Raw genomic sequence first — 24,586 nt, forward strand, 5'->3', positions numbered from 1 at the left:
GACCCTAACAGCGGCCTCGCGAACCGAACAAGAGGGAGATCAATTGTTCTATCGGGAAATGTCCTGCCAGCCGAGTTCCGCGCAGAACGCCGCGCTCGCCCGCGCGAACGCGGCGCGGTCGAGCACCGCGCCCTTGTGGCGGCCCTCCGTGATCGGCTCGTCGTGCATCCGGGCGGGCAGCCCGCCGGGAGCGCCGCCCTCCCTGGCCGCGTACGCGCGCATCTCGTCGAGCCGGAGCTGCCCGGCCGCCAGCAGGTCCTCCAGCGTGAACGCGTCGCCGAGCACGGCGGTGACCAGCGCCGTCAGGCGGTCGACGGTCAGCGGGCGCGTGGGGGAGGAGGCGAAGACGCACAGGTTGAGCGCGTCGAGACCGCTCCAGAGCCGCAGCAGCCGGGCGGTGCGCCGCCCGCGCTCCTCGTCCAGCACTCCGGCGGGGGCGGGCTCCGCGCCGATCCGCCGCGCCTCGGGGAAGCTGTAGCCCAGCCCCGCGACGGGATCGAAGTCGAGGTCGTGCTCCAGGGCGTCGTAGCGCGGGCCGCCCGGCGCGAGCGCGTACCCGAGCCCGACACCGGGCTGGATCCGGGGATCGAAACACGGCAGCTCCGCACCCCGGGCGGTCATCGCGTACGCCGCCGCCCCCGGCCCCACCCGCGCCGCCGCCCTGGCCGACCCCTCCGCCAGCAGGTCGCCCAGCGCGCCGGCACGGGCGGCCACGTCCCTGATCAGCCCCGGCAGCGCCGCCGCGTCGCCGAACGCCGGCCCGCCGGGCAGCAGGCCGCGCGCCGCGCACTCCATCGCGAAGGCGAGCGTCCCGCCGAGCGAGACGGGATCGAGGCCGAGGTCGTTGCAGAGGGCGTTCGCGGCGAGCACGGCGTCGAGGTCGTCGATCCCCAGGTTCCACCCGAGCGACAGGAACGCCTCCTGCCCGAGCCCGCCGGTGCGCCGCTCGCTCAGTCCGGGCGGGGCGTACACCTTGAGGCAGTCGTTCGGGCACCCCGGGCACGCGCCCGTGGTCGCCACCGCCCGCCCGTCGTAGTCGCGGACGGCCGGAACGCGCAGCCCGCCCGCCCCCGGCACCGAGAAGTTCCGCACGGACGCGTAGCCGGGGTCGAGAGGGTCGCCCGCCCACCCGGCGAACCCCGGCTCGCCCGCCTGCAGCGCCGCCAGCGGGTTCGTGGCCAGCGACTCCCGGTAGAAGGCCGTCAGCGAGGCGATCGTGCCCGGGTCGGCGACCGGCGCGGCAGCGTCGCCCGCGCACACGACCGCCTTGAGGTTCTTGGCGCCGAAGACCGCGCCCAGGCCGTACCGCCCGGCGGGGTGGGCGTGGCCGGTGACCACGCTCGCGTACCTGACGAGGTTCTCCCCGGCGGGCCCGATGGCCGCCACCTGGGCCGCCGCGCCGTGCCTGGCCCGCAGGGCGTCCGTGGTCGCGGCGACGCCGAGCCCCCACAGGTCGCCGGCGTCGCGGCACATGACCTCGCCGCCCTCGACCAGCAGGTACGACGGCCGCTCCGCCCGCCCCAGCACGGCCAGCGCCTTCGCCCCCGCCCCGCGCATCCCGGCCGCGAACGGCCCCAACGCGTGTGCCTCCCCGGCCACCCCCGTCAGCGGCGACTTGGCCAGGAAGACGGCCTTGGCCAGGCCGGGCGCCGCCGTCCCGCCCAGCATGCCCGCGGCCACGTACAGCAGGGCGCGGGGGTCGTACGGATCCAGCCCGGCGGGCGTGCGCTCGGCCATCAGCCGCAGCCCGAGGATGGAGCCGCCGTAGTGTCCCCTCTCGGCCGAGCGGTCTTCGCGTTCGACGCTCCCGCTGGTCAGATCGACAATGAACGGCAACAAAGCCTCCTTGAGTCGAAGGAGGCGGCCGGCCCCGGGCAGGCCCGTCGCCGTCCGCCAGACCTCAGGAGCGGCACACCATCACATATCACGCGTACGGCGCAACCCGGCCTGCTTCCATCCTTGATGGGCGAAAAGAGCGCGGACGGCGGCCGACACGGATTTTCCTCCGCCGCCCGGGCAGGAGATCAGGCGATGACCACTCCCGATCTCGTCCTCGCCCTGGGCGGTGGCGCCGCGCTGCTGGCCGCCTTCCTGCCCCAGGTGATCTCCCGCAGACCTCTGTCCTTACCCCTCGTCTACCTGCTGGGCGGCATGGCGCTCTTCGCCCTGCCGATCGGCCTGCCGGAGCCCGACCCGGTCGCCCACCGCGTGGCGCTCGAGCACATCACCGAACTGTGCGTCGTCGTCTCCCTCATGGGGGCGGGTCTCGCGATCAACCGGCGGGCCGGAATGCGCGCCTGGTCGACGACGTGGCGGCTGCTCGGCCTGGCGATGCCGCTCACCGTGGCCAGCGTGGCCGTCGCCGCCGCCCTCCTGCTCGGCTGGCCCGCCGGGGCGGCGCTGCTGCTCGGGGCGGTGCTGGCGCCCACGGACCCGGTGCTCGCCTCCGACGTGCACGTCGGCGAGCCCGTCGACGCCGAGAACGCCGACGACGAGGTGCGCTTCGCCCTCACCTCGGAGGCCGGGCTCAACGACGGGCTGGCCTTCCCCATCGTGTACGCCGCCGTCGCCGTCGCGGTCGCCGGCGGGACCGGCTGGCTGGGGGAGTGGGCGCTGATGGACGTGCTCTACCGCACCGCCGCCGGCATCGTCTCGGGGCTGCTGATCGGCTGGCTGCTCGGCCGCCTGTTCTTCCGCGCACCGTCCAGCGGGCTGCGCCTGTCGGAGCGCCGCGACGGCTTCGTCGCCCTGGCCGCCACGTTCCTGTCGTACGGGGTGACGGAGCTCACGCACGGGTACGGCTTCATCGCGGTGTTCGTCACCGCGTGCGCCATCAGGCGGGCCGAGCACGGGCACGGCTACAACAACGTCCTGCACGGCTTCGTGGAGCAGATCGAGCGGCTGTTCACGGCCTGGTTGCTGCTCCTGCTCGGCGGTTTCGTCGCCGTCGGCGGCCTGTCAGGGCTCACGTGGCGCGGCGCGGCCGTCGCGCTTCTCCTCCTGCTCGTCATCCGGCCGCTGACGGGCTGGCTCGCGCAGCTGCGCGGTCCGGCCGGGCCCAGGGAACGCCTGGTGATCTCGTTCTTCGGCATCCGGGGGATCGGATCGCTGTTCTACCTGACGTACGCGCTGGGCCAGGCCGGCTTCGGCGTACCCGCCGAGGAGCTGTGGGCGGTGACGGGATTCACCGTGGTGGCCTCGGTCGTCCTGCACGGCCTCACGGCCACCCCGGTCATGAGGCGCGTCGACGCGCTCCGCGACCGCGCCGAGACCAGCTCACCGGCCGCCCAGCCCGCCCCCTGACCACCCACCGCCCTCATGCCGGTCGTGACCGGGGCGGGTCAGGCCGGGCCGAGACTCCAGACCTGCGCCTTCCCGTACTCGCCCGCGCCCGCGATCACCGGCCTGCCGTCGAGCTCGGCCAGGGTGAGGGCGTGGACGGCGCCGCCGTCCGCGGGACGCAGCGCGCCGATGACCCGGGCCTCGTCGAGGTCCCAGATCCGGACGATGACCTCACCGCCCACGGGAGCGTGGGTCACGGCCGCGATGGGGAGGCCGCCGAGCCGCCCGGCCACGAGCGCGGTGGTGCCCCGGTCATCGGGGCTTCTGCCGCTGAAGTTCCACATCTTCCTGCGCTTGCCCGTCACCAGGTCGTGCACGCGGAGGGTGGCGTTCTGGTGCGTCGAGACGACCACGGGCCGGCCCTCGATCTCGCCGCAGGCCAGCAACTCGATCCCGCTGTACCGCCCCATGCCGAACGAGTGCCGCGGCTTTCCCGTCGACAGGCGCCACACCCGGACGCGCCCGCGGCCGTCCCCCGTGACGAGCACGTCGTCGGTGCCGAGCCGGCCGAACGCCAGGCCGTGGACGCCCTGGTAGTGGTCGCGGATCGCCGGGCCGATCTGCTTGCCGGTGGCGATGTCCCACAGCCGTACGACGCTGCGCAGGTCTTGGACGAGGTCGTACTTCTGCGACACGGCGATCGCCCTGCCCCCGTCAGTGTCCTCGTCCGTGCCCCCGCGTGTGATCGTGACCGCGATGACCGGGTCGCCGGCCCGGTGGTCGGCCAGGCTCTCGCCCGTCAGGGTCCACAGCCGCATCCTGCCGTCGGCGTGCCCGGAAGCCGCCACCGGGCGGCCGTCCACCCGGCCGGCGGCCACCGAGGTGGCCGTGCCTCCGCCGTCGCCGAGCGCGGTGACAGCCGCCGCGCCGTCGCCCGCCGCGTTCACGTCCCAGGCCAGCACGAGTCCCGTTGTGGTGGCGCACACGACCGCCGTCTCCGAGGCGGCCATGGACACCGGATCGCCGGACTTCGAGGGCAGCGGCACGGGCCCCCTGACCGGCGTGCCGAACGGCTCGGCCGAGGCGGCCCGTGTGGGTGCCCGTGCGGTCGCCGGGGTGCCGGTGCCGGGTGTTCGGGGGGAGGCGGACGAGGAGACCTCCTGGCCGGCACCGCTTGTGTGCTCGACGCCTGGCGGGAGCGGTGTGCGGCCGGGATCGAGGAAGGCGCGGTCGGGCCGTAACACGGCGAGGGCGGACACCCCTGCCGCGGCCGCCGCGGCCACTCCGCCGATCACCACCCGGCGGCTGAGCGACCTGGCCGGGTGCGGCGACCGTCCTTCCCGTAGGCCCGGCGTCGTGGGGTGCGGCCCGCCCGCGGGGTTCGTCCGCCGGATGATGTCCTGCAGCAGGTCGGTGGGGGTGGGCCGGGAGGCGGGGTCTTTGGACAGGCACGTCTCGATCAGCGGCAGCAGGTGTCCCGGCACTCCAGAAAGATCCGGTACGCCGTTGATCACGCTGTTCACGACGGCGGCCACCGTCGTGCCCGCGAAGGGAGCGCGTCCCGTGGCCGCGAAGACGATCGTGCCCGCCCAGCTGAACACGTCCGACGCAGGCCCCACCCGCCCGGACCCGAACTGCTCGGGCGACATGTACGCAGGAGTCCCGACCAGCCCGGACGTGTGCGTCGAGGCGTCGAGTGCCTTGGCGATCCCGAAGTCGATGACGATCGGCCCGTCGGGGCCCATCAGGACGTTGCCCGGCTTGAAGTCCCGGTGCACGACCCCGGCCTGGTGGATGGCTGTCAGCGCGGTCAGCGTGGAGATCGCGAGCCGGTCGAGCGCCCCGCCGGCGCGCGGCCCCTGGGAGCGGACGACCGCCTGCAGCGTGTCGCCGGGGACGTACTCGCTCACGATGTACGGCCGATCGCCCAGCATGCCGACGTCCAGCACCGCCGCCGTGCAGAACGCGGCCACCCGCCGCGCCGCCTCTACCTCCCGCATGAAGTCGGCGGTGGCGCCGCCGTCGTGGCTCAGGTGGCTGTGCAGCACCTTGATGGCCACGTCAGGCCCCGGGTCACCGGCGCCCTGGTAGACCACTCCCTGCCCGCCGGTGCCGAGCACGCCGAGCAGCCGGTGGCCGCCGATGTGCTGCGGATCGTCCGGCCGGAGCGGGCGTATCTCCGGCATCCCGCCCCTTTGCTCGATCTATTTGAACGATCCACACAATATGGCCATAACCGCGCCTGGACGAAGACCCGGTGCTCGACTACGACGTGTCCCGCGCCGCCGGTCGCGACCGCCCCGGATGCCCGTCCCGCCGCAGGCGTGGGGAGCAGGGCGATCGGGACGGCGCGGGGCGCCCCTCGATACCGGCGCCCTTGGAAGAACGGCGATGGCCGGCACATGGAGTCGATCGAACTATCGCCGACCCTGCACCATCTCCGGTTCCGCGTCGGCCAGGCATACCTGCGGCGCGATGCTGACGGGCTCACCCTCATCGACACCGGCGAGCCCGGCTCGGGCCCCGACCTGCTCGCCGCCGTCGAAAGCCTCGGGCACGCGCCCGGCGACCTGCGCGCCGTCGTCGTCACCCACGGCCACGACGACCACTGGGGAGCCCTCTCCGAGCTCGGCACGGACGCCACCGTCATGGCGCACGCCCCCGTCCTGCGCGGCGAGCGCGGCCAGCAGCTTCCCGACCTCACCGCCATGCCCGCCTGGGAGCGGGAACTGTTCGAGTCCCTCCCGTCGATGAGCCCGCCGAAGCCCGCGGGTGCATCGCGAGCTGGCCGGCGGCGAGGTGCTCGGCTTCGGCGGCGGCGCCCACGTGATCGCCAACCCCGGAGGCAACACGATGCTGGGCGTCTTCAACGCCGACCGGCAGGCGGCCGCCGGCTCGTTCCGCCGCCTGGCGGAGCTCGACGTGTCGCTCGTCTGCGTCGGCCACGGCGACCCGCTGACCGGCGACGCCTCCGCCCGCCTGCGCGCCGTACCGCTCTGAACGCCACCTCCGCCCGCGGGGCCGCACAGGTCTGGGCGGCGTGTCGCCCCGCGCGCCGCACTGGCCCGGAGCGAGAAGGTCGGATCGCGCGTGGTGCGGGTCCGGACGGCGGGCCGGGGGCGCGTGACGCGGGACGTATGCCGGATCGCCCGTGGGGCCGGTGCGCGCGGGCCGGAACCGGGTAGGTTGGCGGCCCATGGAGGAACGCCAGAAGCACCCACGACTCACCGGCCGGGGTCGCGCGCTCGCCGCGCTGGCGGCCGCGGCCCTCACGGGGACGGCGGCCTGCGGAACCCCGGCGCCCGTGCAGAACGCCCCCGCGCGCCAGCCGCTGGCGGCCCTCACCGGCACCGCGACACCCGCGCCGAGCCGGACGCTCCCCGACCCCGACGAGAAGATCCCCGCGAACGCCGCGAAGCTCGCCTCAGCCCTGAAGGAAACCACCTCCGCGCTCAACGACGCCATCGACGCCTGGAAGGGCAAGAAGGGCAAGCCGCCGGAGGACGTCGAGCTCCTGGCCCTCCACCACCAGCGCATCCACCGTTACGCGGCCCGCCATCCCAAGCTCGCCTCCCGGGCCTTCGCCCGCCTGCCGAAGGGCCTTGCCGCCCAGGCCAAGGACAACACGCGCGCCATCCGCGAGCTCCTGGCCCTGGCCCACCCGATCAAGCCGTCGACGCCGTTCAAGGTCCAGCCGGCCCGCCCGGCCGCCGAACTGCTCGGGTTCTTCAAGAAGGCCGAGCGCCGGTTCGGGGTGGAGTGGGAGGTGCTGGCGGCGGTGATGCTCTCGGAGACGAAGTTCGGCCGGGTGAAGTCGGCCAGCCACGTGGGCGCCCAGGGGCCGATGCAGTTCATGCCGGCGACCTGGAAGGCGTACGGGATGGGCGGCGACGTGCACGACCCGCGCGACGCCGTGATGGCCGCGGCCAACTACCTCAAGGCCAGCGGCGCGCCGCGCGACTATCAGCGGGCGCTGCACGCCTACAACCCGTCGCAGGCGTACGTGAACGCCATCCTCCTGCACGCCCGCCAGATCAAGCGCGATCCGCGGAACTACTACGTGTACTACAACTGGCAGGTGTACGTCATCACCACCGCCGGCGAGCGCCGCCTGACCGGCCCTTGAGCGTCGCGAAGGCCGGTCGGGCGGCGCGCCTCCGTGCGGCCGGCGCAGCACGGGGCGGCCCCCCGGGCGCCTATGCCAGGGCGCGGGCGGCGTGGACCAGAGGCACGTGGCTGAACGCCTGCGGGAAGTTGCCCACCAGGCGGTGGTAGCGGGGGTCGTACTCCTCCGCGAGCAGGCCCACGTCGTTGCGGAGCGACAGCAGGCGCTCGAACAGGTTCTTCGCCTCGTCCTTCCTGCCCTGCATCGCCATCACCTCCACCAGCCAGAAACTGCAGGCCAGGAACGCGCCCTCGCCGCCGGGCAGGCCGTCGACGTCGTTGTCGTCGGCCAGCGGATAACGCAGCACGAAGCCCTCGGACATGAGCTCCTTCTCGATCGCCGCCACCGTGCCCGCCATGCGCGGGTCGTCGATCGGCAGGAACCCGACCATCGGCAGCATCAGCAGGGCCGCGTCCAGCTCCACCGACCCGTACGACTGGGTGAAGGTGTTGCGCGTCTCGTCGAAGCCCTTCTCGCAGATCTCGGCGTGAATGTTGTCGCGCAGGGCCCGCCACTTCTCCACGGGACCCGTACGGCCGAACCGCTCGACGTATTTGACGGCCCGGTCGAGCGCCACCCAGCACATCACCTTGGAGTGCACGAAGTGCCGGCGCGGCCCGCGCACCTCCCACAACCCCTCGTCGGGCTCGTCCCAGTGCTCGGTCACGTAGTCGAGCAGCTGCCGCTGGATGGCCCACGCCCGCTCGTCGGGGGACAGGCCGCGCTCGCGGGCGACGAACAGGGAGTTCATCACCTCGCCGTACACGTCGAGCTGCAGCTGCTTGACCGCCTCGTTGCCGATGCGCACGGGGCGGGAGTCCTCGTAGCCGTCGAGCCAGTCGAGGCGCAGCTCGGGCAGCCGCCGCTCGCCCGCGACGCCGTACATGATCTGCAGGTCCTGCGGTCGCCCGGCGATGGCGCGCAGCAGCCAGGCACGCCAGTCGGCGGCCTCTTCCAGGAAGCCGGACGAGATGAGCGCGTCGAGCGTCAGCGTCGCGTCGCGCAGCCAGCAGAACCGGTAGTCCCAGTTGCGCACCCCGCCCAGGTCCTCGGGCAGCGACGTGGTGGGCGCGGCGACGATGCCGCCCGTCGGCGCGTAGGTGAGCGCCTTCAACGTGATCAGCGACCGCGTCACGGCCTCGCGGTAGGGGCCGTCGTAGGTGCAGCGCGCCACCCACTCCGCCCAGAACGTCTCACTTTCGGCGAGTTGTTCCTCGCAGGCGATCTGCGGCGGCATCGGCTCGTGCGAGGGGTGCCAGGTGAACACGAACGGCAGCCGCTGGCCCTCCTCGACGGTGAACGTCGCCCGGTGGGCGTAGTCGCCGCCCTTCAGCGGCACGGGGGCGTGCAGCCACACGGAGTCGGGACCGCCGACGGCCTGCAGGTGACCGTCGGTCCTGCGCACCCACGGCACGATCCTGCCGTAGTCGAAACGCACCCTGACCACCGTGGACATCTCCACGGTGCCGGAGACGCCCTCGACGATGCGCACGACGTCGGGGTTCCTGTCGCGGGGAGGCATGAAGTCGATCACCCGGACGGTGCCCGTCGGAGTGTCCCACTCGCTCTCCAGGATGAGCGTGTCGGGACGGTAACGGCGCCTGGTCGCCGGTTTCCTGCCGGTGGGCCCGAGCCACCAGTGGCCGTGGCGCTCGCTGCCCAGCAGCGCAGCGAAACACGCCGGCGAGTCGAACCTGGGCAGGCACAACCAGTCGATGGAGCCGTCCCTGGCCACCAGCGCGGCCGACTGCATGTCTCCGATCAGGGCATAATCCTCGATCCGCATGCCTAGACGCTACCGGAACCGTCCGTGGTGGTCCGGCTTCCTGCCGTGCGGGTGATTCCGTGACCGGGCCGGGTCATGTCGCGTCATGCCCGGACCGGTCACGGGATCACGTCAGCGGGAACCAGCGGGTGAACAGCTGCGTCATCGGCCCGATGGCCAGCGCGAACACCAGCGTTCCCACGCCCACGGTGCCGCCGAGCAGCCACCCGGCGGTCAGCACGGTGACCTCGATGAGGAAACGGCCGAGCCGTACGGACAGGCCGAGCCGCATCAGCCCGGTCATGATGCCGTCACGCGGGCCGGGGCCCATTCCCGCCCCGATGTACAGGACCGTGGCCAGGGCGATGGAGACGACCCCGAGCGCGAGGTACGACGCCTGGGCCGCGACGTGCTCCGGCGAGGGCAGCAGGAAGATCGCGGCATCGGCGAACAGACCCAGGAACACCACGTTGCTGATGGTCCCGAAGCCCGGCTTCTGCTTCAGCGGGATCCACAGCAGCATGACCAGGGCGCCGACGATGATGATCATGGTGCCGATGGTCGTCCCCGTCCTGATCGCCAGGCCCTGGTGGAAGACGTCCCACGGGTCGTTGCCCAGGCTGGACTCCACCTGGAGCCCGATGCCCAGCCCGTACAGGGCCAGCCCGCCGTAGAGGCGGAGCACTCGTGCGGGAAGGGAAGCCACGCGAGGGGCGGTCGTGTCACTCATAGTGGACCCAGAGTGGCAGGCCACTGGCTTGCCAAAACAGAACCAATCACGAAAAGTGGCCTTATGCGTTATGTATCGGCCACCCAGGCGGCCAGGCTCCTCATGATCGACCCCGCCACGCGGCCGTACTACCGGGCCCTGGCCGCCGGCGTGCGGGCTCTGATCATGGACGGCCGGCTTGCCGTGCAGGTCCGCATGCCCGCCGAGCGCCACCTCGCCGAGACCCTCAAGGTCAGCCGCACCACCGTGACCGCCGCCTACGACCTGCTGCGCGAACAAGGCTACCTGGAGAGCCGCCAGGGCTCGGGCAGCTGGACGGCCCTGCCCGATCCGGCCACCACCGCGGACAACCCGTGGCTCGAGACCGACGGCGACGGCCTGATCCAGCTCCAGACCGCCGCCCCGGCCGCGCCCACGGCGCTGCGCGAGGCCATGGCGGAGGCGCTGGAAGACCTCCCGAGGTACGGCATGGGCATCGGCTACGACCCCATGGGCCTGCTGGTGCTCAGGGAGCGCATCGCCGCCGCCTACACCGCCAGAGGCCTGGCGACCAGGCCCGAGCAGATCGTCGTCACCACCGGCTCCCAGCACGCCATCCAGCTCGTGATGGGGCTCCTCGTCGGCCCGGGCGACCCGGTGCTCGTGGAGTCGCCGACGTACCCGCACGCCATCGACGCGGCCCGCCGCGGCGGCGCCAGGATCGTCCCGGTCGGGATCTCGCACGAAGGCTGGCAGGACGATCTGCTGACCTGCGCCATGCGCCAGTCGGCGAGCCGTCTCGCCTACCTCATGCCCGACTTCCAGAACCCGACGGGCGCCCTCATGGACGACGCCACCCGCGCCGCCGTCGTGGGCGCCGCCCGGCGCGTGGACACGCTGCTGCTGGTGGACGAGACCTGGTCAGAGCTGGCGCTCGACGAGGTGCCGCGCACGTCGCCGATGGGCTCGTTCGACACCGACAGCCGCGTGATCAGCATCGGCTCCGCGTCGAAGTTGTGGTGGGGCGGGCTGCGCATCGGCTGGATCCGCGCCACGGCCGCGATGGCCCGGCGGCTGGCCACGTACCGCTCGGCTGCGGACATCGCCAGCCCGGTGATGGAGCAGCTCGCGGTGGCGCGGCTGTTCGACCGGCTGGGGGAGACGCGGGCCGAGCGCCGCCGCGCGTTGCGCGCCTCCCGCGACGCGCTGGTGTCCGGGCTGCGCGAGCACCTGCCGGAGTGGACGTTCACCGTGCCGCGCGGCGGGGGCACGCTCTGGGTGCGCCTCGACCGGGGCGGCTCCACCCCGCTCGCCGAGGCGGCGGCCTGCCACGGCGTACGCCTCGCGCCCGGCCCCTGGTTCGGCCTGGAAGGGACGCTCGAGAGTCACCTGCGGCTGCCGTACACCCAGCCGCCCTCGATCCTGCAGGACGCGCTCGTCCGGATCCGCGCCGCCCGCGACCACGGCGCCGCCGGCGGCTCCCGCCCGCCCGAGTCCCTCATCGCGATGGTGTGAGGGGCGCTCACTCGCCGGCCCCGCGGGCCAGCGGCGCCTGCCACTTGCGGCGCATCGCCACGATGCGCAGTCCGAACGCCAGCACGGCCGCCGCCAGCGTCACGGGCCAGCCGTGCAGGCCGTAGGAGGACAGCGCGGCCATCGTCGCCGCCCCCACCAGGGCGGGCACGGCGTAGAGCTGCCGGTCGTAGAGCAGCGTCGGGATCTGCCCGGCCAGCACGTCGCGCAGCATGCCGCCGCCCACGGCCGTGGTGATCCCCAGCACGGTGGCGTGCAGAGGGCTGAGGCCGTACTCCATGGCCTTGGCCGTGCCGACCGAGCAGAACAGGCCGAGCCCCGCCGCGTCCAGCACGAGGATGACCGGCATCACCTTCGTGACGTGCGGATGCCAGTAGAAGACGATCACCGTCGCCGCCAGCGGCACCAGCACGTAGCCGACGCTCTGGAAGGCGGCGGGCCGGACGTTGAGGATCAGGTCGCGTACGACGCCCCCACCCAGGGCGGTGATCTCGGCGAGCATCGTCATCCCGACCACGTCGAGCCGCTTGCGCACCCCCATCAACGCCCCCGTCAACGCGAAGACGAAGATGCCTGCCAGGTCGAGAATCTCGGACACGTTGACAGTGTCCACCGCATGGCGGGTCTACCGCACGGCGGGCTCATGGTGCTCGGCCATCATCACCCGCAGCCGCCGGGTGAACATGAACAGCGCGAGTCCCGCCACGATCGCCACCAGCGCCAGCACCAGGTAGTACATCGGGTCGGACAGCACGGCGGTGAGCCGGCCCGTCTGCCCGCCGACCGCGTCGCCCACCGACACCGCGATGAACCAGACGCCGAGCATCTGCCCCTTGAACGCCTCCGGCGCCAGCTTGGCCGTCACCGACAGCCCGACCGGGCTCAGCGACAGCTCGCCGAACACCTGGATCAGGTAGACCAGCACCAGCCACCACACCGACACCCTGCCCGGCCCGGCCAGCGCCGCCGCGACCGCCATGACGACGAAGCTCGCCCCCACCATGACCAGCGCGAAGCCGAACTTCTGCGGGGTGCTCACCCGCGTGCCCAGCCGCAGCCACAACGCCGCGAACACCGGCGCGAAGATCATGATGAAGAGGGGGTTGAACGACTGCGTCGTGGCCGGCTGGATCGGGATCCCGAACAGCGACAGCTCGGTGTGGTCCTGGGCGAAGAAGAGCAGCTTGCTGGGCGCCAGATCGAAGATCATCCAGAAGATGGCCGCGGCCACGAACAGCCAGATGTACGCCTTCATCCGGATCCGCTCGTCCTGCGTGAGGTTGTGGCTGCCCAGGAGGATGTAGCCGAAGTACGCGACGGGCACGAGCAGGATGATCACCGTGACCACCACGGTGAACCGGTCGACCGTGAACGTGCCGGTCGCCGCCCACCCGGCCAGCAGGGCCGCCGTCGCACCCACCGCCAGGACGAACAGGCGGCCGAACCTCCGGCGTTCCCGCGGCGACAGGCGAAGGCCCGGCTGCTCGCCCACGCCTCTGAGGGCCTTGCCGCCCCAGACGTACTGGATCAGGCCGAGCGCCATGCCGACCGCGGCGGCGCTGAAGCCGAGGTGCCAGCGGTCGCCCGCGGCCAGCCAGCCGACGACGAGGGGCGCGAAGAAGGCGCCCAGGTTGATGCCGAAGTAGAACAAGGAGAACGCCGCGTCGCGGCGCGCGTCGTCGCTGTCGGCGTAGAGGCGGCCGACCATGACGGAGATGTTCGGCTTGAGCAGGCCGGTGCCGGAGATGATGAGCAGCAGGCCGAGCCAGACGAAGAACGCCGACGTCGCCGGGATCGCCATGCTGATGTGCCCCAGCATGATGACGAACCCGCCCCAGAACACCGACCTGCGCGCCCCGAGGATGCGGTCGGCGATCCACCCGCCGGGCAGTGCCACCAGGTAGATGAGCGCCGCGTAGACGCCCACGACCGCCTGGGCGGTCACGGGCGACATGCCGAGGCCCTGGTGAGCGGGCGATGCGGCCAGGAACGTGGCCAGGATCGCGCGCAGGCCGTACCAGCTGAAGCGCTCCCACATCTCGGTGCCGAACAGCGTGGCCAGGCCCCACGGGTGCCCGAAGAACGTCCTGCCGCCGCCGGTCATGCCCAGCCCTCTCCCACGGCACCGAACGTAACCGAAATATCGCTCCAGGTGAGGGACGCGGGTGTTTCCCCGCGAGCTCTTGCCGCTACCCCCGTGGTGTGGTGCGATGCATGCCATTCATGCAAGTGAATACTGACGGGAGGCGCGCGCCATGGCCGAAGTCCTCGACGTGCGGGCGGAGATCCAGCGGCAGATCGCCGGCATGACCGTCTGCCGGCAGCTCGCTCAGGCCGCCGAGCAGCACCCCGACGCACCCGCCTACTCCGATCCCGACGGCGACGGCTGGCGCACGCTGACCTACGCACAGGCCAGGGAGCGGGTCCTGGAGATCGCCGCCGCATTCGCCGCGCTCGGGCTCCGGACCGGCGACACCGTGGCGCTCATGATGGTCAACCGCAGCGAGCACGTGCTCGCCGACTTGGGCGCCGTGCACGCGGGCGGCTCCGGCTGCACGATCTACTCGACGTTCGCGCCCGACCAGATCGCGTTCGTGGCCGGCGACGTCGGGGCGAAATACGCGGTGCTCGGCGGGCCGGCCGACCTGGACCGCTGGCGGCCCGTGCTCGACCGGCTCGACGGCCTGCGCACGATCATCATGCTGGAGGGAGCGCCCGACGGCGAGCGTTTCCTGGCGTGGACGGACTTCCTCCGGCTCGGCCGCGAACGCCTGGCCGCCGACCCCGGCCACATCGAGACGCGCTGGCGCGCGGTCACCCCCGACGACGTGGCCACCGTGTTATACACCTCCGGCACCACCGGCATGCCCAAGGGCGTGCCCCTGACGCACACGAACATCTTCTACGAGGTCGCCTCCACCGACCGGATGGCCTCGCTGCCCACCGAGGGCACCCAGATCTCCTACCTGACCTACGCGCACATCGCCGAGCGGGTGCTCAGCCTCTACCTGCCGCTGGTCAAGGCCTCCCACGTCTACTTCTGCACCGACCTGGCCAACCTGGGCGGCACGCTGGGGCAGGTCAGGCCGATGATGTTCTTCGGGGTGCCCCGGGTGTGGGAGAAGATGATGGCCCGCCTGTCAGCCGTGCTCGCCACCCAGCCGGAGGAGCAGCAGGCGGCCGTGCGCGCGGCCATGAAGGCCGGCGTCGCCTACATCGAGGCCGGCCAGCACGGCCACACCGTCACCCCCGAGATCCAGTCCGCCTACGACCAGGCCGACGCCTCCCTCCTGTCGGTCATCCGCGGCATGATCGGGTTCGACCGCGCCGTGTGGACCGCCACCGGTGCCGCGCCCCTGCCCGCCGAGGTGCAGCGCTTCTACGCCGGGCTCGGCCTCAAGGTCATCGACGTGTACGGCATGACGGAGACGACCGGCGCGTTCACCGGCAACAGCCCCACCTGCTACCGCCTGGGCAGCGTCGGCAGGGCCGAGCCCGGCGTCGAGATCCGCATCGCCGAGGACGGCGAGATCCTCACTCGCAGCCCGCTCAACACCCGCGGCTACCTCAACCGCGCGGAGGCCACCTCCGAACTCGTCGACGACGGCGGCTGGCTGCACACCGGCGACATCGGCACGGTCGACGACGACGGCTTCTACCGGGTCGTCGACCGCAAGAAGGAGCTGATCATCACCGCGGGCGGCGAGAACATCTCCCCGGCGGCGATCGAGAACCATCTCAAGGAGCACGCCCTGATCGGCCAGGCGCTCGCCTACGGCGACAACCGCCCGCACCCGGTGGCCGTGCTGACCCTCGACGGCGAGGTCGCGCCGGGCTGGGCGCGGGCGCGCGGCGTCACGTTCTCCTCGCTCGCCGAGCTGGCCGGGCATCCCGAGGTGCTCAAGGAGGTGGAGGCCGCGGTCGAGGCCGCCAACGCCAAGCTCGCGCAGGTGCAGCAGGTGAAGAAGTGGGCCCTGCTCGGGGTCGAGTGGACCGCCGAGACCGAGGAGCTCACCCCGAGCCTCAAGCTCAAGCGGCGCGTCGTGCACCAGAAGTACGCCGACGTCATCGAAGGGCTCTACACCGGTCCCCGCTGAGCGGGCGGCGGCACGCACCCGGCGGACGGGCCGCTCCGAGCGGTTTTGCCAATCGGGGCGTGTGTTGTGGTCCTGGTCATGACCGGCGGGTTCCTACCGTCTCGCTCATGACCAGAAGCCTTCTTCTCGTCTCGCTCGCGGCGGGATCGCTCACAGCGGGGTCGCTCATGGCGCCCGCGCCCGCGACCTCCGCCGCGACCGAGCTCGCCATCCGATCCATCACCGTACGTCCAGCGGAGCCCGTGGTCGGCCCGAAGGGCTCCGTCCGCCTGGTGATCGAGGTGATCGCCCGGGGGACACGGGGTAAGCACGGCGTCTCCGTCAAGGTCGAACCCGGCTCCCCGCCGGCCCCGGTGCTCAGCTCGAAGACCCCGGCCGAGGACACGCCGGCGGCCACGCCGTCGCCGAGGGTCTCCGGGGCCCCGCGGCTCGCCTCCGGCGGCGAGCCCGCCGCGGACCTCCCGGCGATGATGGCGTGGCGGGTGGGCTCGCCCGCCAGGTCCGCCACGCCGGCCTCGGCGGCGGAGGGCTGGGAGACGTGGCGTTTCCTGCCCGACAAGAGGCTGAACCGCTACTACCCCACGGGCACCTGGACGATCGCCGCCACCGCGACGGGCCGGGGCGGCACGACGGTCACCGAGTACGAGTCGTTCCAGTTCAGGCGTAACACGAAGCTCGCCTCCGTGCGGGTGGACGGGACGGCGGGCGGAAAGGTGCGGCTGCGGGGTTCGCTGACCAGGGTCGATCCGCGCGGTCTCACCGACTACGGGCCGTTCTCCAGGCAGAAGCTGGACATCCTCTGGCGTGCCGACGCATCCTCGGACTGGGAGCGCATCGGGGAGGTGCGTACCGACGCCGCCGGTTCGTTCGCCACGACGGTCTCGGGCCGTACCGGCGGATTCTGGCGCGTCCGCTATCCCGGAACGGGACATTACGCCGCAGATATCTCCAAAGTTCAACAAATCACTCAATAGCACAGCAAACATAATTAAATCAGCGCATGGCCTAAACCGCTGTTGCCGAATCGTGATCAACTGCGTCGCAACTTTTCTTTACCCTTACGCGTCATTGGCCAATGACGTGCCCCGTCCCGGGGTGCGTTCTCAGACGGGGAAGGAATTCCGATTGTGAAGATGCGACGTCTCGCCGCCGGCCTGGCGGCGGCCGCCCTGGGCGCGACGATGGTGGCCACCGCCGCCTCGCCCGCGCTCGCCGACCCGGGCATCGACCCGGTCGCGGGCGGGCACACGAGCCTGAAGTTCGACGCGAACCCTGAGCCCGCCTGGCGGGGCCGCCCCATCACCCTTGAGGGCAAGCTCTCCGTCGAGTGCGACAAGGACTACATCAGCGGTCTGGTCTCGGTGCACCACGCCGACCACTGCAAGAGCACCGAGCGCTGGCACCGCCTGGCCTGGAAGCGGATCACGATCCTCTTCCAGCCGGCCGGCAGCGGCAAGTGGGAATACGTCGAGACGGTCAGGACCAGCCGCAGCGGCTACTTCCACACGAAGGTGCCGGCTCGCACGTCGGGCACCTGGCGCGCGGTCTTCAAGGGCGCCAGGTGGCTGGACGGCTCCGAGGGCACGGACTGGGTCCGGGTCATCGGCCACCGCCACCACCACCGCCACTAGTCAACACCTCGGACGCCCGGCCTCACCAGGCCGGGCGTCCGGCATGTGCAACCGGCGATCGCCGGCCGGGCTCAGTACGACACGGCCACCTGGACGCGGTGGTGGCGGGGCGTCTCGGCCTCGTCCACCAGGGCGGCCGCGAGGTCGGCGTACGCGAACGCGGGATCGCCCTCGGCGGACGCCGGCACCTGCCCGCCCCCGATCCGGTAACGGCCCGTCCTCGCCGCGTGCTCGTCCAGGAAGACCGGCGGCGGCGCCAGCACCACCCAGTCCAGTGCCGACTCCTCGAACACCGCCAGCTCCGCCGCGTGCCCCAGCGAGAACGCGCGGGCGTCGGCGGGGAAGCCGGGCGTGTCCACGAGCCGGATCCCGGGTGAGACCTCCAGCAGGCTGCCGATGCCCAGCGCGACCAGGCGCGACACCCCGGCCCGCGCCAGCCCGTCCACCAGGGCGTGCGAGGCCGCCGTGTAGAACTCCTCCGACGGCATGTCCAGCCTGGCCGTGACCTGGATCGCCACGTCGTGATCCGCCGCCACCGCCGCCACCCGGTCGGCGTCGGTGACGTCCCCGGCGACCACCCGTACGTTCTCACCCGACAAATTCGGATATTTGGTTGGATCCCGTACTACGGCCGTCACGTCATGCCCGCGCCCGGCCGCCTCCGCCGCCACCCGCGTCCCGGCCCGTCCGCCGGCTCCGAACAGCACGAACCTGCTCATCGTCCACGCTCCGTTCTCCCGGCGACCGGACTCCCCGGCCGCCGGGAGAACGGTAGAGGGCGGGACCTCGCTTTCCGCAACGATAGTTACCTACGATGACGGGCATGGCCGAGCCTCTCGATCCGGACATGTTCTACGGATGCCCTCCTACCGCCGCGCCCATCCGCGTCGGCGACAAGTGGACCGCCAAGATCATCCGCTGTCTCGAACTGGGTCCGCGGCGTTTCACGGAGCTCCAGCGGCCGCTGCGCGGCATCACCCCCAAGGTGCTCACCGAGTCCCTGCGCGCGATGGAACGCGACGGCCTGCTCACCAGGACCGCCTACGACGAGATCCCGCCGCGCGTCGAATACGAGCTGACCGCCCTCGGCCGCAGCCTCCTCGAGCCGATGAACGCCGGCTGCGAGTGGTCCAGGAAACACCTGGCCGAGCTGATGCGCGCCCGCGAGACCTGGCACGCGGGAACGCCCTAGCCCGCCCGGGCGGGGGACAGATCGGGCAGGGTGGGAGCATGAGAGTCCTGATGCTGGGCGGCACGTGGTTCCTGGGGCGGCGCGTAGCCGAACGTCTCGCGGCCCGCGGCGACCAGATCCTCCTCGTCCACCGGGGTTCCGGCCGCTCCGCACCCGGCGTGCCGGGCGTCCACCTGCACACCGACCGTCACGACCTGGCGCGTCACGCCTCCCAGATCAAGGACTTCGCGCCGCAGGCCGTGGTCGACACCCACGCGCTCACCGGCTCCGACGTGGACACCGTCCTGCCGCTGCTGCCGCACGTGCCCACGGTGGTGCTGTCCAGCCAGGACGTGTACGAAGCGTTCACCGGCCTGCAGACGGGACGCTGCCTGGCGCCCGTGCCGATCACCGAGGACTCGGAGTTGCGCCGCGAACGCCACCCCCAACGGGGCAAAGGCTTTCCCGGCGTGCCGGACGACTACGAGAAGCTCGACGTGGAGGAGCGGTGGCTCGCCCGCGGCGCCGTCGTCCTGCGGCTGCCGCTGATCTACGGCCCGCACGACTGGCAGCGCAGGGAGGAGCCGATCCTGCGCCGCGTCCGCGCCGGCCGCGACCGCATTCCGGTCGGCGCCGCCAACCTGCTCTGGACCAAGGGCTACGCCGACGACCTGGCGACCGGCGTCCTGTCCGCCCTCGACCACCGCTCCGCCGACGGCCTGGCCGTCAACCTCGGGGAGACGGCCACGGTGACGATGGGCGCCTGGTTCGAGCAGATCCTCGGCGCCGCCGGTTCGCGGGCCCGGCTGGAACGGGTGCCGGACGACCGCATCCCGCCCGACCTGGCGCTGTCAGGTGCGCCCGCCCAGCATCTGGTGGTGTCCGTGGCCCGTGCCCGGGCACTGCTCGGGTGGGAGCCGGGCGACCCCGCCGCGCACGTCGCCGAGTCGGTGCGCTGGCATCTGGCCCACCCGCCGCAGGACGCCTGGACGGACGATGACACCGCAGCGGACGACGCCGCCCTCGCCGGCTGAGACGGGGCCCGGTTCGCGTACCAAGGAGGAATCGATCAAGATGGGAATGTGTTGTCGTGGCAGAGAGGGGCGATGGGAAGCGCCTCCCGGCATGCGTCATAGTCTGGTCCCCTGGCGAACGAACAGGAGGTGACGCCCCATGTTGCGAGACTCGTTCGGACGGGTGGCGACTGATCTGCGGGTGTCCCTCACGGACAAGTGCAATCTGCGCTGCACCTACTGCATGCCGCCGGAGGGGCTCGACTGGCTCCCCAACCCGCAACTGCTCACCGCCGACGAGATCGTCCGCCTGGTGACGATCGGCGTCGAGCGGCTGGGCATCACCGAGGTGCGCTACACCGGCGGCGAGCCGCTTCTCAGGCGCGAGCTGGCCGACGTCGTCGCCCGCACCACCGCGCTCACCCCCAGGCCGCAGGTGTCGCTCACCACCAACGGCATCGGCCTGGCCCGCCTGGCCGGCGCGCTGGCCGGCGCGGGGCTCGACCGGGTCAACGTCTCGCTCGACACGCTCGACCCGGCCACGTTCAAGCGGCTCGCGCACCGTGACCGGCACGCCGACGTGATCGCCGGGCTGGCCGCGGCCGACGGGGCGGGCCTGCGGCCCGTGAAGGTCAACGCGGTCCTCATGCGCGGCGTCAACGACCACGAGGCGGTGCCGCTGCTGCGCTGGTGTCTCGACCAGGGCTACGAGCTGCGCTTCATCGAGCAGATGCCGCTCGACGCGCAGCACGGCTGGAGCCGCGAGGGCATGGTCACCGCCGACGAGATCCTCGACCTGCTTTCCGCGTCGTTCGACCTGAAGCCCGACGACCTGGAGGAGCGCGGCAGCGCACCCGCCGAACGGTTCCTCGTGGACGGCGGGCCGGCGCGGGTGGGCGTGATCGGCTCGGTGACGCGCCCGTTCTGCGGCTCCTGCGACCGGGTCAGGCTCACCGCCGACGGCCAGGTGCGCAACTGCCTGTTCGCCACCGAGGAGTCCGACCTCAAGACCGCCATGCGCGCGGGCGCGTCCGACGACGAACTGGCCGAGAGGTGGGTGGCGGCGGTCGCGCGCAAGCGCGCCGGGCACGGCATCGACGACCCGTCCTTCCTCCAGCCCGCCCGCCCCATGTCCGCCATCGGCGGCTAGCCCCGGCGACGCGACCGGTGGCGGTTGTCCATGGACACCGGAACGCGAGCCGCCGCAGTCCGGCATCCGGCCCCCGGGACGCGAGCCGCCGCGACACGGCATCCGGCCCTCGGGACGCGAGCCGCCGCGACACGGCATCCGGCCCTCGGGACGCGAGCCGCCGCGACACGGCATCCGCCCCTCCCGGCCGCGGCACGTGCTTGAGGGGCTCCTGGGTCGCCCTTCGAGGCGGGTGGTGCCCGTACCCCCGGTGGGGTGCGGGCGGAGGAAGTGGTGACGTGCGGGACGGTTTCGAGCTGGGGGTGAGGGCGTGGACTTCGACGCGGTGATCCTGGCCGGGGGAGCGGCGCGCAGGCTGGGCGGAGCGGACAAACCCGGCCTGACCGTGGGCGGACGTACCCTGGTCGAGCACGTGGTCGCGGCCGCCGCGGGCGCGAGGAAGACGATCGTGGCCGGCCCCGAGCGTCCGATCCCGGGCGTCGTGTTCGTCAGGGAGGATCCCCCGCGCGGCGGCCCCGTGCCCGCGCTCGCCGCCGGCCTGAACGAGGTCACCGCGCCGCGGGTGGTGCTGCTCGCCGGTGACCTGCCCTTCATGACGGCGGCCCACGTGGCGGCCATGCTCAGGGCCGCCGAGCCGACGGGCGGGGTCGTGCTGGTGGACGCGGGAGGGCGCGAGCAGTGGCTGGCCGGCGCGTGGCCGGCCGCCGAGCTGAAGGCGGCTCTCGCGGACTATCGGGGACGCTCGCTCAAGGGCCTGCTGGGCCCGCTCGTGACGGTGCGCCTGGCGCTGCGCGGGCGGCCGTGGTTCGACTGCGACACAATGGACGACCTGGAGGAGGCTCGTATGAACGTGCTCAACGAATGGACCGCCCTGGCCTGCAAGGAACTCGGCATCGACCCGGCCACCGTGGACCGTGACCTGATTCTCGACCTGACCAAGGAGGTCGCCCACGGGGTCGCCAGGCCGGCCGCGCCCCTGACCGCCTATCTGCTCGGGCTCGCCCAGGGCGCCGGCACCGCACCCGAGGACGCGGTCACCAAACTGATCACATTGGCGAAAAACTGGTCGCAGGCGACCACCGAGACGTTGACCGACGACTGACACTCGAACGAACTGTTGAAGTCAATCCCCCTGCCCCCCTGAAAGTTTCCTGTGAAATGTGGGGCAGGAGGGGTGTAAACGATTTCGGGAAAGCAGTCCTATCCGACTCGCCCGACGGCGTCGCGCTGATCAAAAATTTCCGGAAAGGGGCGACGCCGGGTGGTTACGGGGGCAAACCACCCGGCGTCGCTTCATCGGCGTTCCGACGGGGGCCCGGAACGCCGGCACCAGCACTCCGACGGGGGACCGGAGCGCTTGGCTAAAGCGTACACCTACAACCCATGGGATGCGTCAAGACTTAGTCACGACCCGATCTCGCGTCGATGCAGCGGTATCTCGGTTTGGTTAGCCTCCGGCGACTGAAAGGTAGGAGGCGGGACGGCCTGGCCCCTCTCATTGGCCCCGATTACGGCTATGTATGGCAAAAAGACCGCGCCGGCGATGAACAGCAGCCGGTACGGCCACGGAAGCGGGACCACGACCGCCAGGATCAGGCAGATCGTCCGGATGCCCATCTTGATGAGGTAGCTGACCTCACGTTTGCGGATGTCCGCGGTCAGCGACGGCCTGGCGTCGGTGACGGCGTGGACGTCCGGCTTCTTGCGCCACCCCTTCATACCTTCCACGGTAGACCTCGGATGAGCAGGGCGCGACGGCGCCCCCGGACACGGACGCGGGTCATGCGACCATGGCCTTCGAGTAAGGAGGATGGGGAGATGACGGACCGTACGTACCGGGTCACCGAGATCGTCGGCACCTCCGGGGAGAGCGTCGACGAGGCGATCCGCAACGGCCTCAGGAGGGCCGCACAGACGCTGCGCCATCTCGACTGGTTCGAGGTGACGGAGATCCGCGGCCACCTCGACGCCGGCGAGGTCGCGCACTTCCAGGTCGGCATGAAGGTGGGCTTCCGCCTGGAGGACGCCTGAGCGCCGGGCGCCACGGGCTAGATTGGCCCACGTGAACGGTGAGTTCCGCATCCTGCTCGTGTGCACGGCGAACATCTGCCGTTCCGCCATGGCGGAGGTGATCACCAGGGCGATGCTCGCCGGCACGGGCCTGCCCGCCGCCACGGGGAGCGCGGGGGTGCACGCTCTGACCGGCCATCCGATGGCGCCGCACGCGCTCGCCACGCTCGCCCGGCTGGGCCTCGACGGCCGGGCGCACCGGGCCAGGCAGCTCGACCCCGAGCTCGTCAGGTCGGCCGACCTGCTGCTGACGATGGAGGCCGGGCACGCCGCCGTCGCGGTCGGGCTCGACCCGGCCGCCACGCCGAAGACGTTCACGCTGCCCGAGTTCGCCGCGCTCGCGGCGGGCACGGAGCAGCGCCACCACCGATCCGACACCGCGCAGCGCGCGCGGGCGATCGTCGAGTCGGCCGCCGGACGGCGCCGCCGGCGGCCCGCGCCCGACGTGCGCGACCCCTACGGAGGCCCGCCCGAGGGCTACGACACGTGCGCGAAGGCGCTCGGCGAGTCGCTCAGCCACACCCTGGGCGCCCTCCTGGGCCCCCGCTGAGCCCGCCCGTCCCCGGCAGACGGCGGGCGGCGCGGGTCAGCTCGCCTGGCTCACCGTGGACATGTTGAAGTCGGGCACCCGCACCGGCGGCATGACCGTGTTCTGGAAGTAGTCGCCCCACTCCCTCGGCAGCGTGCGCTCGCTCGCGCCCACCTCAGCCAGCCTTCCCAGCAGGTCGACGGGGCTCTCGTTGAAGCGGAAGTTGTTCACCTCGCCCACGATCTCGCCGTGCTCGACCAGGTAGACGCCGTCACGGGTCAGCCCGGTCAGCAGGAGCGTCTGGGGATCGACCTCGCGGATGTACCACAGGCACGTGACCAGGAGCCCGCGCCTGGTGGAGGCGATCATCTCGTCCAGCGACCTGCCGTCACCGGGACCCGACAAGATCAGGTTGTCGATCCCCGGCGTCGCCTGGAGCCCGCTCAGCCCCGCCGAGTAGCGGGTCTGCAGCAGCGCGTCGAGGCGGCCGTCGGTGATCCAGCCGGTCGGCCCCAGCGGCAGCCCGTTGTCGAAGACCGAGCTGTCCCTGTCGGAGGCGTGGGCCGCCACGAACGGCGCGCACCCGATGCCCGGCGCCCCCGGGTCGCTCGACAGCGAGACGGGCAGCGTGGCCAGTTGCTCGCCCACCCGGGTGCCCCCGCCGCGCCTGGCGAACACCGAACGCCCGTCGAGCGCGTCGCGCGCGCCCGACGACCAGTACATGTAGATCATCAGGTCGGCCACCGCGCTCGGCGGCAGCAGCGTCTCGTAGCGGCCCGCGGGCAGGTCGACCCGTGTCCTGGCCCACTCCAGCCGCTGCGCCAGCGTGGACCCGAGCGCCGCCACGTCGACGTCGGCGAAGTCGGGTGTGGACACGCCGGTCCACGCGGAACGCTTCATGTCGGCGGACTTGGCGTTGAGCTCGACCTTGCCGGCCGGCTGGTCGTGGCGCAGCCGCAGGCCCGTGGACGAGCCGAGGAAGGTCGTGGTCACCTTGTGCTGGGCGAACCCGTACAGCTTGCCTCCGGCCGCCTCCGCGTCGGCGAACGCGTCGCCGAGCGCGGGGGCGAACGCCCCGAACACCCCGATGTCGGTCGGCCGTACCGGCTCGCTCCAGTCAGGCGAGGCGGGGACGCCCGCCACGAGGTCGCGGGCGTCCTCGGCGGGCTGGGCCTCGCGAGCCGCCGCGTCGGCCGCCGCCACCACACCGGCGAGCTGGTCCTCGCGTACGGCGGACCGCGACACCACTCCCACGCCCTGCCCCGCGATCGAGATCACGGTGAGCCGCGACGAGCGGGCGACGCCGTTCGTGGTCAGCGTGTTGCCCGCGAAGCGCAGGTTGGCCGTGGAGCCCTCGTCCACCAGCACCACGCAGCCGTCATTGCGGGAGAGCTCCAGCGCCCTCTCCACCATCTCCTGAGGGGATACGAGGCTCTCCACCGGCTCGCGCCCGCCGGTCAGCTCGCCGTGC

At 72.2% G+C, this 24,586-nt stretch carries 22 protein-coding genes and 1 pseudogene; 14 read left to right on the top strand and 9 right to left on the bottom strand.

Going from position 1 to position 24,586, the window contains the following annotated elements; genetic code table 11:
- Positions 1 to 48: 48 nt before the first annotated feature.
- A complete protein-coding gene (locus tag ACZ6SA_RS35455) occupies positions 49 to 1,836 on the bottom strand; it encodes an aldehyde ferredoxin oxidoreductase C-terminal domain-containing protein (protein ID WP_465833140.1) in 1,788 nt (595 codons plus the stop codon).
- 195 nt (positions 1,837 to 2,031) lie between these two features.
- Between ACZ6SA_RS35455 and ACZ6SA_RS35460 the strand changes: the two genes are divergently transcribed.
- Positions 2,032 to 3,303, top strand: coding sequence for a cation:proton antiporter (locus ACZ6SA_RS35460; protein WP_465833142.1), 1,272 nt, complete (start codon positions 2,032 to 2,034; stop codon positions 3,301 to 3,303).
- A 38-nt stretch (positions 3,304 to 3,341) separates the two neighbouring features.
- On the opposite strand, the gene ACZ6SA_RS35465 is transcribed toward ACZ6SA_RS35460, so the two are convergent.
- On the bottom strand, positions 3,342 to 5,468 hold the full coding sequence (locus ACZ6SA_RS35465; RefSeq protein WP_465833144.1) for a WD40 repeat domain-containing serine/threonine protein kinase: 2,127 nt from the start codon (positions 5,466 to 5,468) through the stop codon (positions 3,342 to 3,344).
- 216 nt (positions 5,469 to 5,684) lie between these two features.
- On the opposite strand from ACZ6SA_RS35465, the pseudogene ACZ6SA_RS35470 reads away from it, so the two are divergent.
- The 3 genes and pseudogenes from ACZ6SA_RS35470 to ACZ6SA_RS35480 all read left to right on the top strand — a co-directional run.
- Positions 5,685 to 5,852: pseudogene (locus tag ACZ6SA_RS35470) on the top strand (MBL fold metallo-hydrolase); the annotation flags it as partial.
- Positions 5,853 to 6,054: 202 nt separating this feature from the next.
- Positions 6,055 to 6,282, top strand: coding sequence for an MBL fold metallo-hydrolase (locus tag ACZ6SA_RS35475; protein ID WP_347644661.1), 228 nt, complete (start codon positions 6,055 to 6,057; stop codon positions 6,280 to 6,282).
- A 196-nt stretch (positions 6,283 to 6,478) separates the two neighbouring features.
- Complete coding sequence (locus ACZ6SA_RS35480; RefSeq protein ID WP_347644660.1) at positions 6,479 to 7,408, top strand: lytic transglycosylase domain-containing protein; 930 nt, start codon at positions 6,479 to 6,481, stop codon at positions 7,406 to 7,408.
- A 70-nt stretch (positions 7,409 to 7,478) separates the two neighbouring features.
- On the opposite strand, the gene ACZ6SA_RS35485 is transcribed toward ACZ6SA_RS35480, so the two are convergent.
- Together ACZ6SA_RS35485 and yczE are read right to left on the bottom strand one after the other, a co-directional pair.
- On the bottom strand, positions 7,479 to 9,233 hold the full coding sequence (locus ACZ6SA_RS35485; protein ID WP_347644659.1) for a glycoside hydrolase family 15 protein: 1,755 nt from the start codon (positions 9,231 to 9,233) through the stop codon (positions 7,479 to 7,481).
- A gap of 106 nt (positions 9,234 to 9,339) precedes the next feature.
- Positions 9,340 to 9,918 carry a membrane protein YczE gene (yczE, locus tag ACZ6SA_RS35490; protein ID WP_465833147.1) on the bottom strand — a complete coding sequence of 193 codons (579 nt, stop codon included), beginning with the start codon at positions 9,916 to 9,918 and terminating at the stop codon, positions 9,340 to 9,342.
- Between the two features lie 87 nt (positions 9,919 to 10,005).
- Between yczE and yczR the strand changes: the two genes are divergently transcribed.
- Positions 10,006 to 11,436, top strand: coding sequence for a MocR-like transcription factor YczR (yczR, locus tag ACZ6SA_RS35495; protein ID WP_465833149.1), 1,431 nt, complete (start codon positions 10,006 to 10,008; stop codon positions 11,434 to 11,436).
- Between the two features lie 7 nt (positions 11,437 to 11,443).
- On the opposite strand, the gene ACZ6SA_RS35500 is transcribed toward yczR, so the two are convergent.
- Both ACZ6SA_RS35500 and ACZ6SA_RS35505 read right to left on the bottom strand, forming a co-directional pair.
- Positions 11,444 to 12,052 (bottom strand): trimeric intracellular cation channel family protein, encoded by a 609-nt coding sequence (locus ACZ6SA_RS35500; RefSeq protein ID WP_347644656.1) that lies wholly within the window; start codon positions 12,050 to 12,052, stop codon positions 11,444 to 11,446.
- Positions 12,053 to 12,079: 27 nt separating this feature from the next.
- Complete coding sequence (locus ACZ6SA_RS35505) at positions 12,080 to 13,558, bottom strand: peptide MFS transporter (RefSeq protein ID WP_347644655.1); 1,479 nt, start codon at positions 13,556 to 13,558, stop codon at positions 12,080 to 12,082.
- Positions 13,559 to 13,709: 151 nt separating this feature from the next.
- Here ACZ6SA_RS35505 and ACZ6SA_RS35510 point away from each other — a divergent pair, with 151 nt between their 5' ends.
- From ACZ6SA_RS35510 to ACZ6SA_RS35520, 3 genes are all read left to right on the top strand, one after another.
- Positions 13,710 to 15,551 (top strand): AMP-dependent synthetase/ligase, encoded by a 1,842-nt coding sequence (locus ACZ6SA_RS35510; RefSeq protein ID WP_347644654.1) that lies wholly within the window; start codon positions 13,710 to 13,712, stop codon positions 15,549 to 15,551.
- A 107-nt stretch (positions 15,552 to 15,658) separates the two neighbouring features.
- A complete protein-coding gene (locus ACZ6SA_RS35515; protein ID WP_347644653.1) occupies positions 15,659 to 16,525 on the top strand; it encodes a hypothetical protein in 867 nt (288 codons plus the stop codon).
- A 153-nt stretch (positions 16,526 to 16,678) separates the two neighbouring features.
- Entirely contained in the window at positions 16,679 to 17,182 is a 504-nt protein-coding gene (locus ACZ6SA_RS35520) for a hypothetical protein (protein ID WP_347644652.1), read from the top strand.
- A gap of 71 nt (positions 17,183 to 17,253) precedes the next feature.
- On the opposite strand, the gene ACZ6SA_RS35525 is transcribed toward ACZ6SA_RS35520, so the two are convergent.
- Positions 17,254 to 17,901 (bottom strand): NAD(P)-dependent oxidoreductase, encoded by a 648-nt coding sequence (locus tag ACZ6SA_RS35525; RefSeq protein ID WP_347644651.1) that lies wholly within the window; start codon positions 17,899 to 17,901, stop codon positions 17,254 to 17,256.
- 104 nt (positions 17,902 to 18,005) lie between these two features.
- Here ACZ6SA_RS35525 and ACZ6SA_RS35530 point away from each other — a divergent pair, with 104 nt between their 5' ends.
- From ACZ6SA_RS35530 to ACZ6SA_RS35545, 4 genes are all read left to right on the top strand, one after another.
- Positions 18,006 to 18,374 carry a winged helix-turn-helix transcriptional regulator gene (locus tag ACZ6SA_RS35530; RefSeq protein ID WP_347644650.1) on the top strand — a complete coding sequence of 123 codons (369 nt, stop codon included), beginning with the start codon at positions 18,006 to 18,008 and terminating at the stop codon, positions 18,372 to 18,374.
- A 38-nt stretch (positions 18,375 to 18,412) separates the two neighbouring features.
- Positions 18,413 to 19,387, top strand: a complete 975-nt coding sequence (locus tag ACZ6SA_RS35535; RefSeq protein ID WP_347644649.1) for a Rossmann-fold NAD(P)-binding domain-containing protein — start codon at positions 18,413 to 18,415, stop codon at positions 19,385 to 19,387.
- A 139-nt stretch (positions 19,388 to 19,526) separates the two neighbouring features.
- Positions 19,527 to 20,516 (top strand): GTP 3',8-cyclase MoaA, encoded by a 990-nt coding sequence (gene moaA / locus ACZ6SA_RS35540; protein ID WP_347644648.1) that lies wholly within the window; start codon positions 19,527 to 19,529, stop codon positions 20,514 to 20,516.
- 310 nt (positions 20,517 to 20,826) lie between these two features.
- Positions 20,827 to 21,618 (top strand): NTP transferase domain-containing protein, encoded by a 792-nt coding sequence (locus ACZ6SA_RS35545; protein ID WP_347644647.1) that lies wholly within the window; start codon positions 20,827 to 20,829, stop codon positions 21,616 to 21,618.
- Positions 21,619 to 21,920: 302 nt separating this feature from the next.
- Here the strand turns inward: ACZ6SA_RS35545 and ACZ6SA_RS35550 are convergent, their stop codons facing one another.
- Positions 21,921 to 22,235 (bottom strand): DUF3099 domain-containing protein, encoded by a 315-nt coding sequence (locus ACZ6SA_RS35550; protein ID WP_347644646.1) that lies wholly within the window; start codon positions 22,233 to 22,235, stop codon positions 21,921 to 21,923.
- 99 nt (positions 22,236 to 22,334) lie between these two features.
- Here ACZ6SA_RS35550 and ACZ6SA_RS35555 point away from each other — a divergent pair, with 99 nt between their 5' ends.
- Both ACZ6SA_RS35555 and ACZ6SA_RS35560 read left to right on the top strand, forming a co-directional pair.
- Positions 22,335 to 22,547 carry a dodecin gene (locus ACZ6SA_RS35555; RefSeq protein ID WP_347644645.1) on the top strand — a complete coding sequence of 71 codons (213 nt, stop codon included), beginning with the start codon at positions 22,335 to 22,337 and terminating at the stop codon, positions 22,545 to 22,547.
- A 31-nt stretch (positions 22,548 to 22,578) separates the two neighbouring features.
- The gene (locus ACZ6SA_RS35560; protein WP_347644644.1) at positions 22,579 to 23,136 is read left to right on the top strand and encodes an arsenate reductase/protein-tyrosine-phosphatase family protein; all 558 of its coding nucleotides are present in this window, start codon (positions 22,579 to 22,581) and stop codon (positions 23,134 to 23,136) included.
- Between the two features lie 36 nt (positions 23,137 to 23,172).
- Here the strand turns inward: ACZ6SA_RS35560 and ACZ6SA_RS35565 are convergent, their stop codons facing one another.
- Complete coding sequence (locus ACZ6SA_RS35565; RefSeq protein ID WP_465833296.1) at positions 23,173 to 24,528, bottom strand: metallopeptidase TldD-related protein; 1,356 nt, start codon at positions 24,526 to 24,528, stop codon at positions 23,173 to 23,175.
- Positions 24,529 to 24,586 lie beyond the last annotated feature (58 nt).

The sequence above is a fragment of the Nonomuraea sp. NPDC049378 genome, from assembly GCF_055586745.1.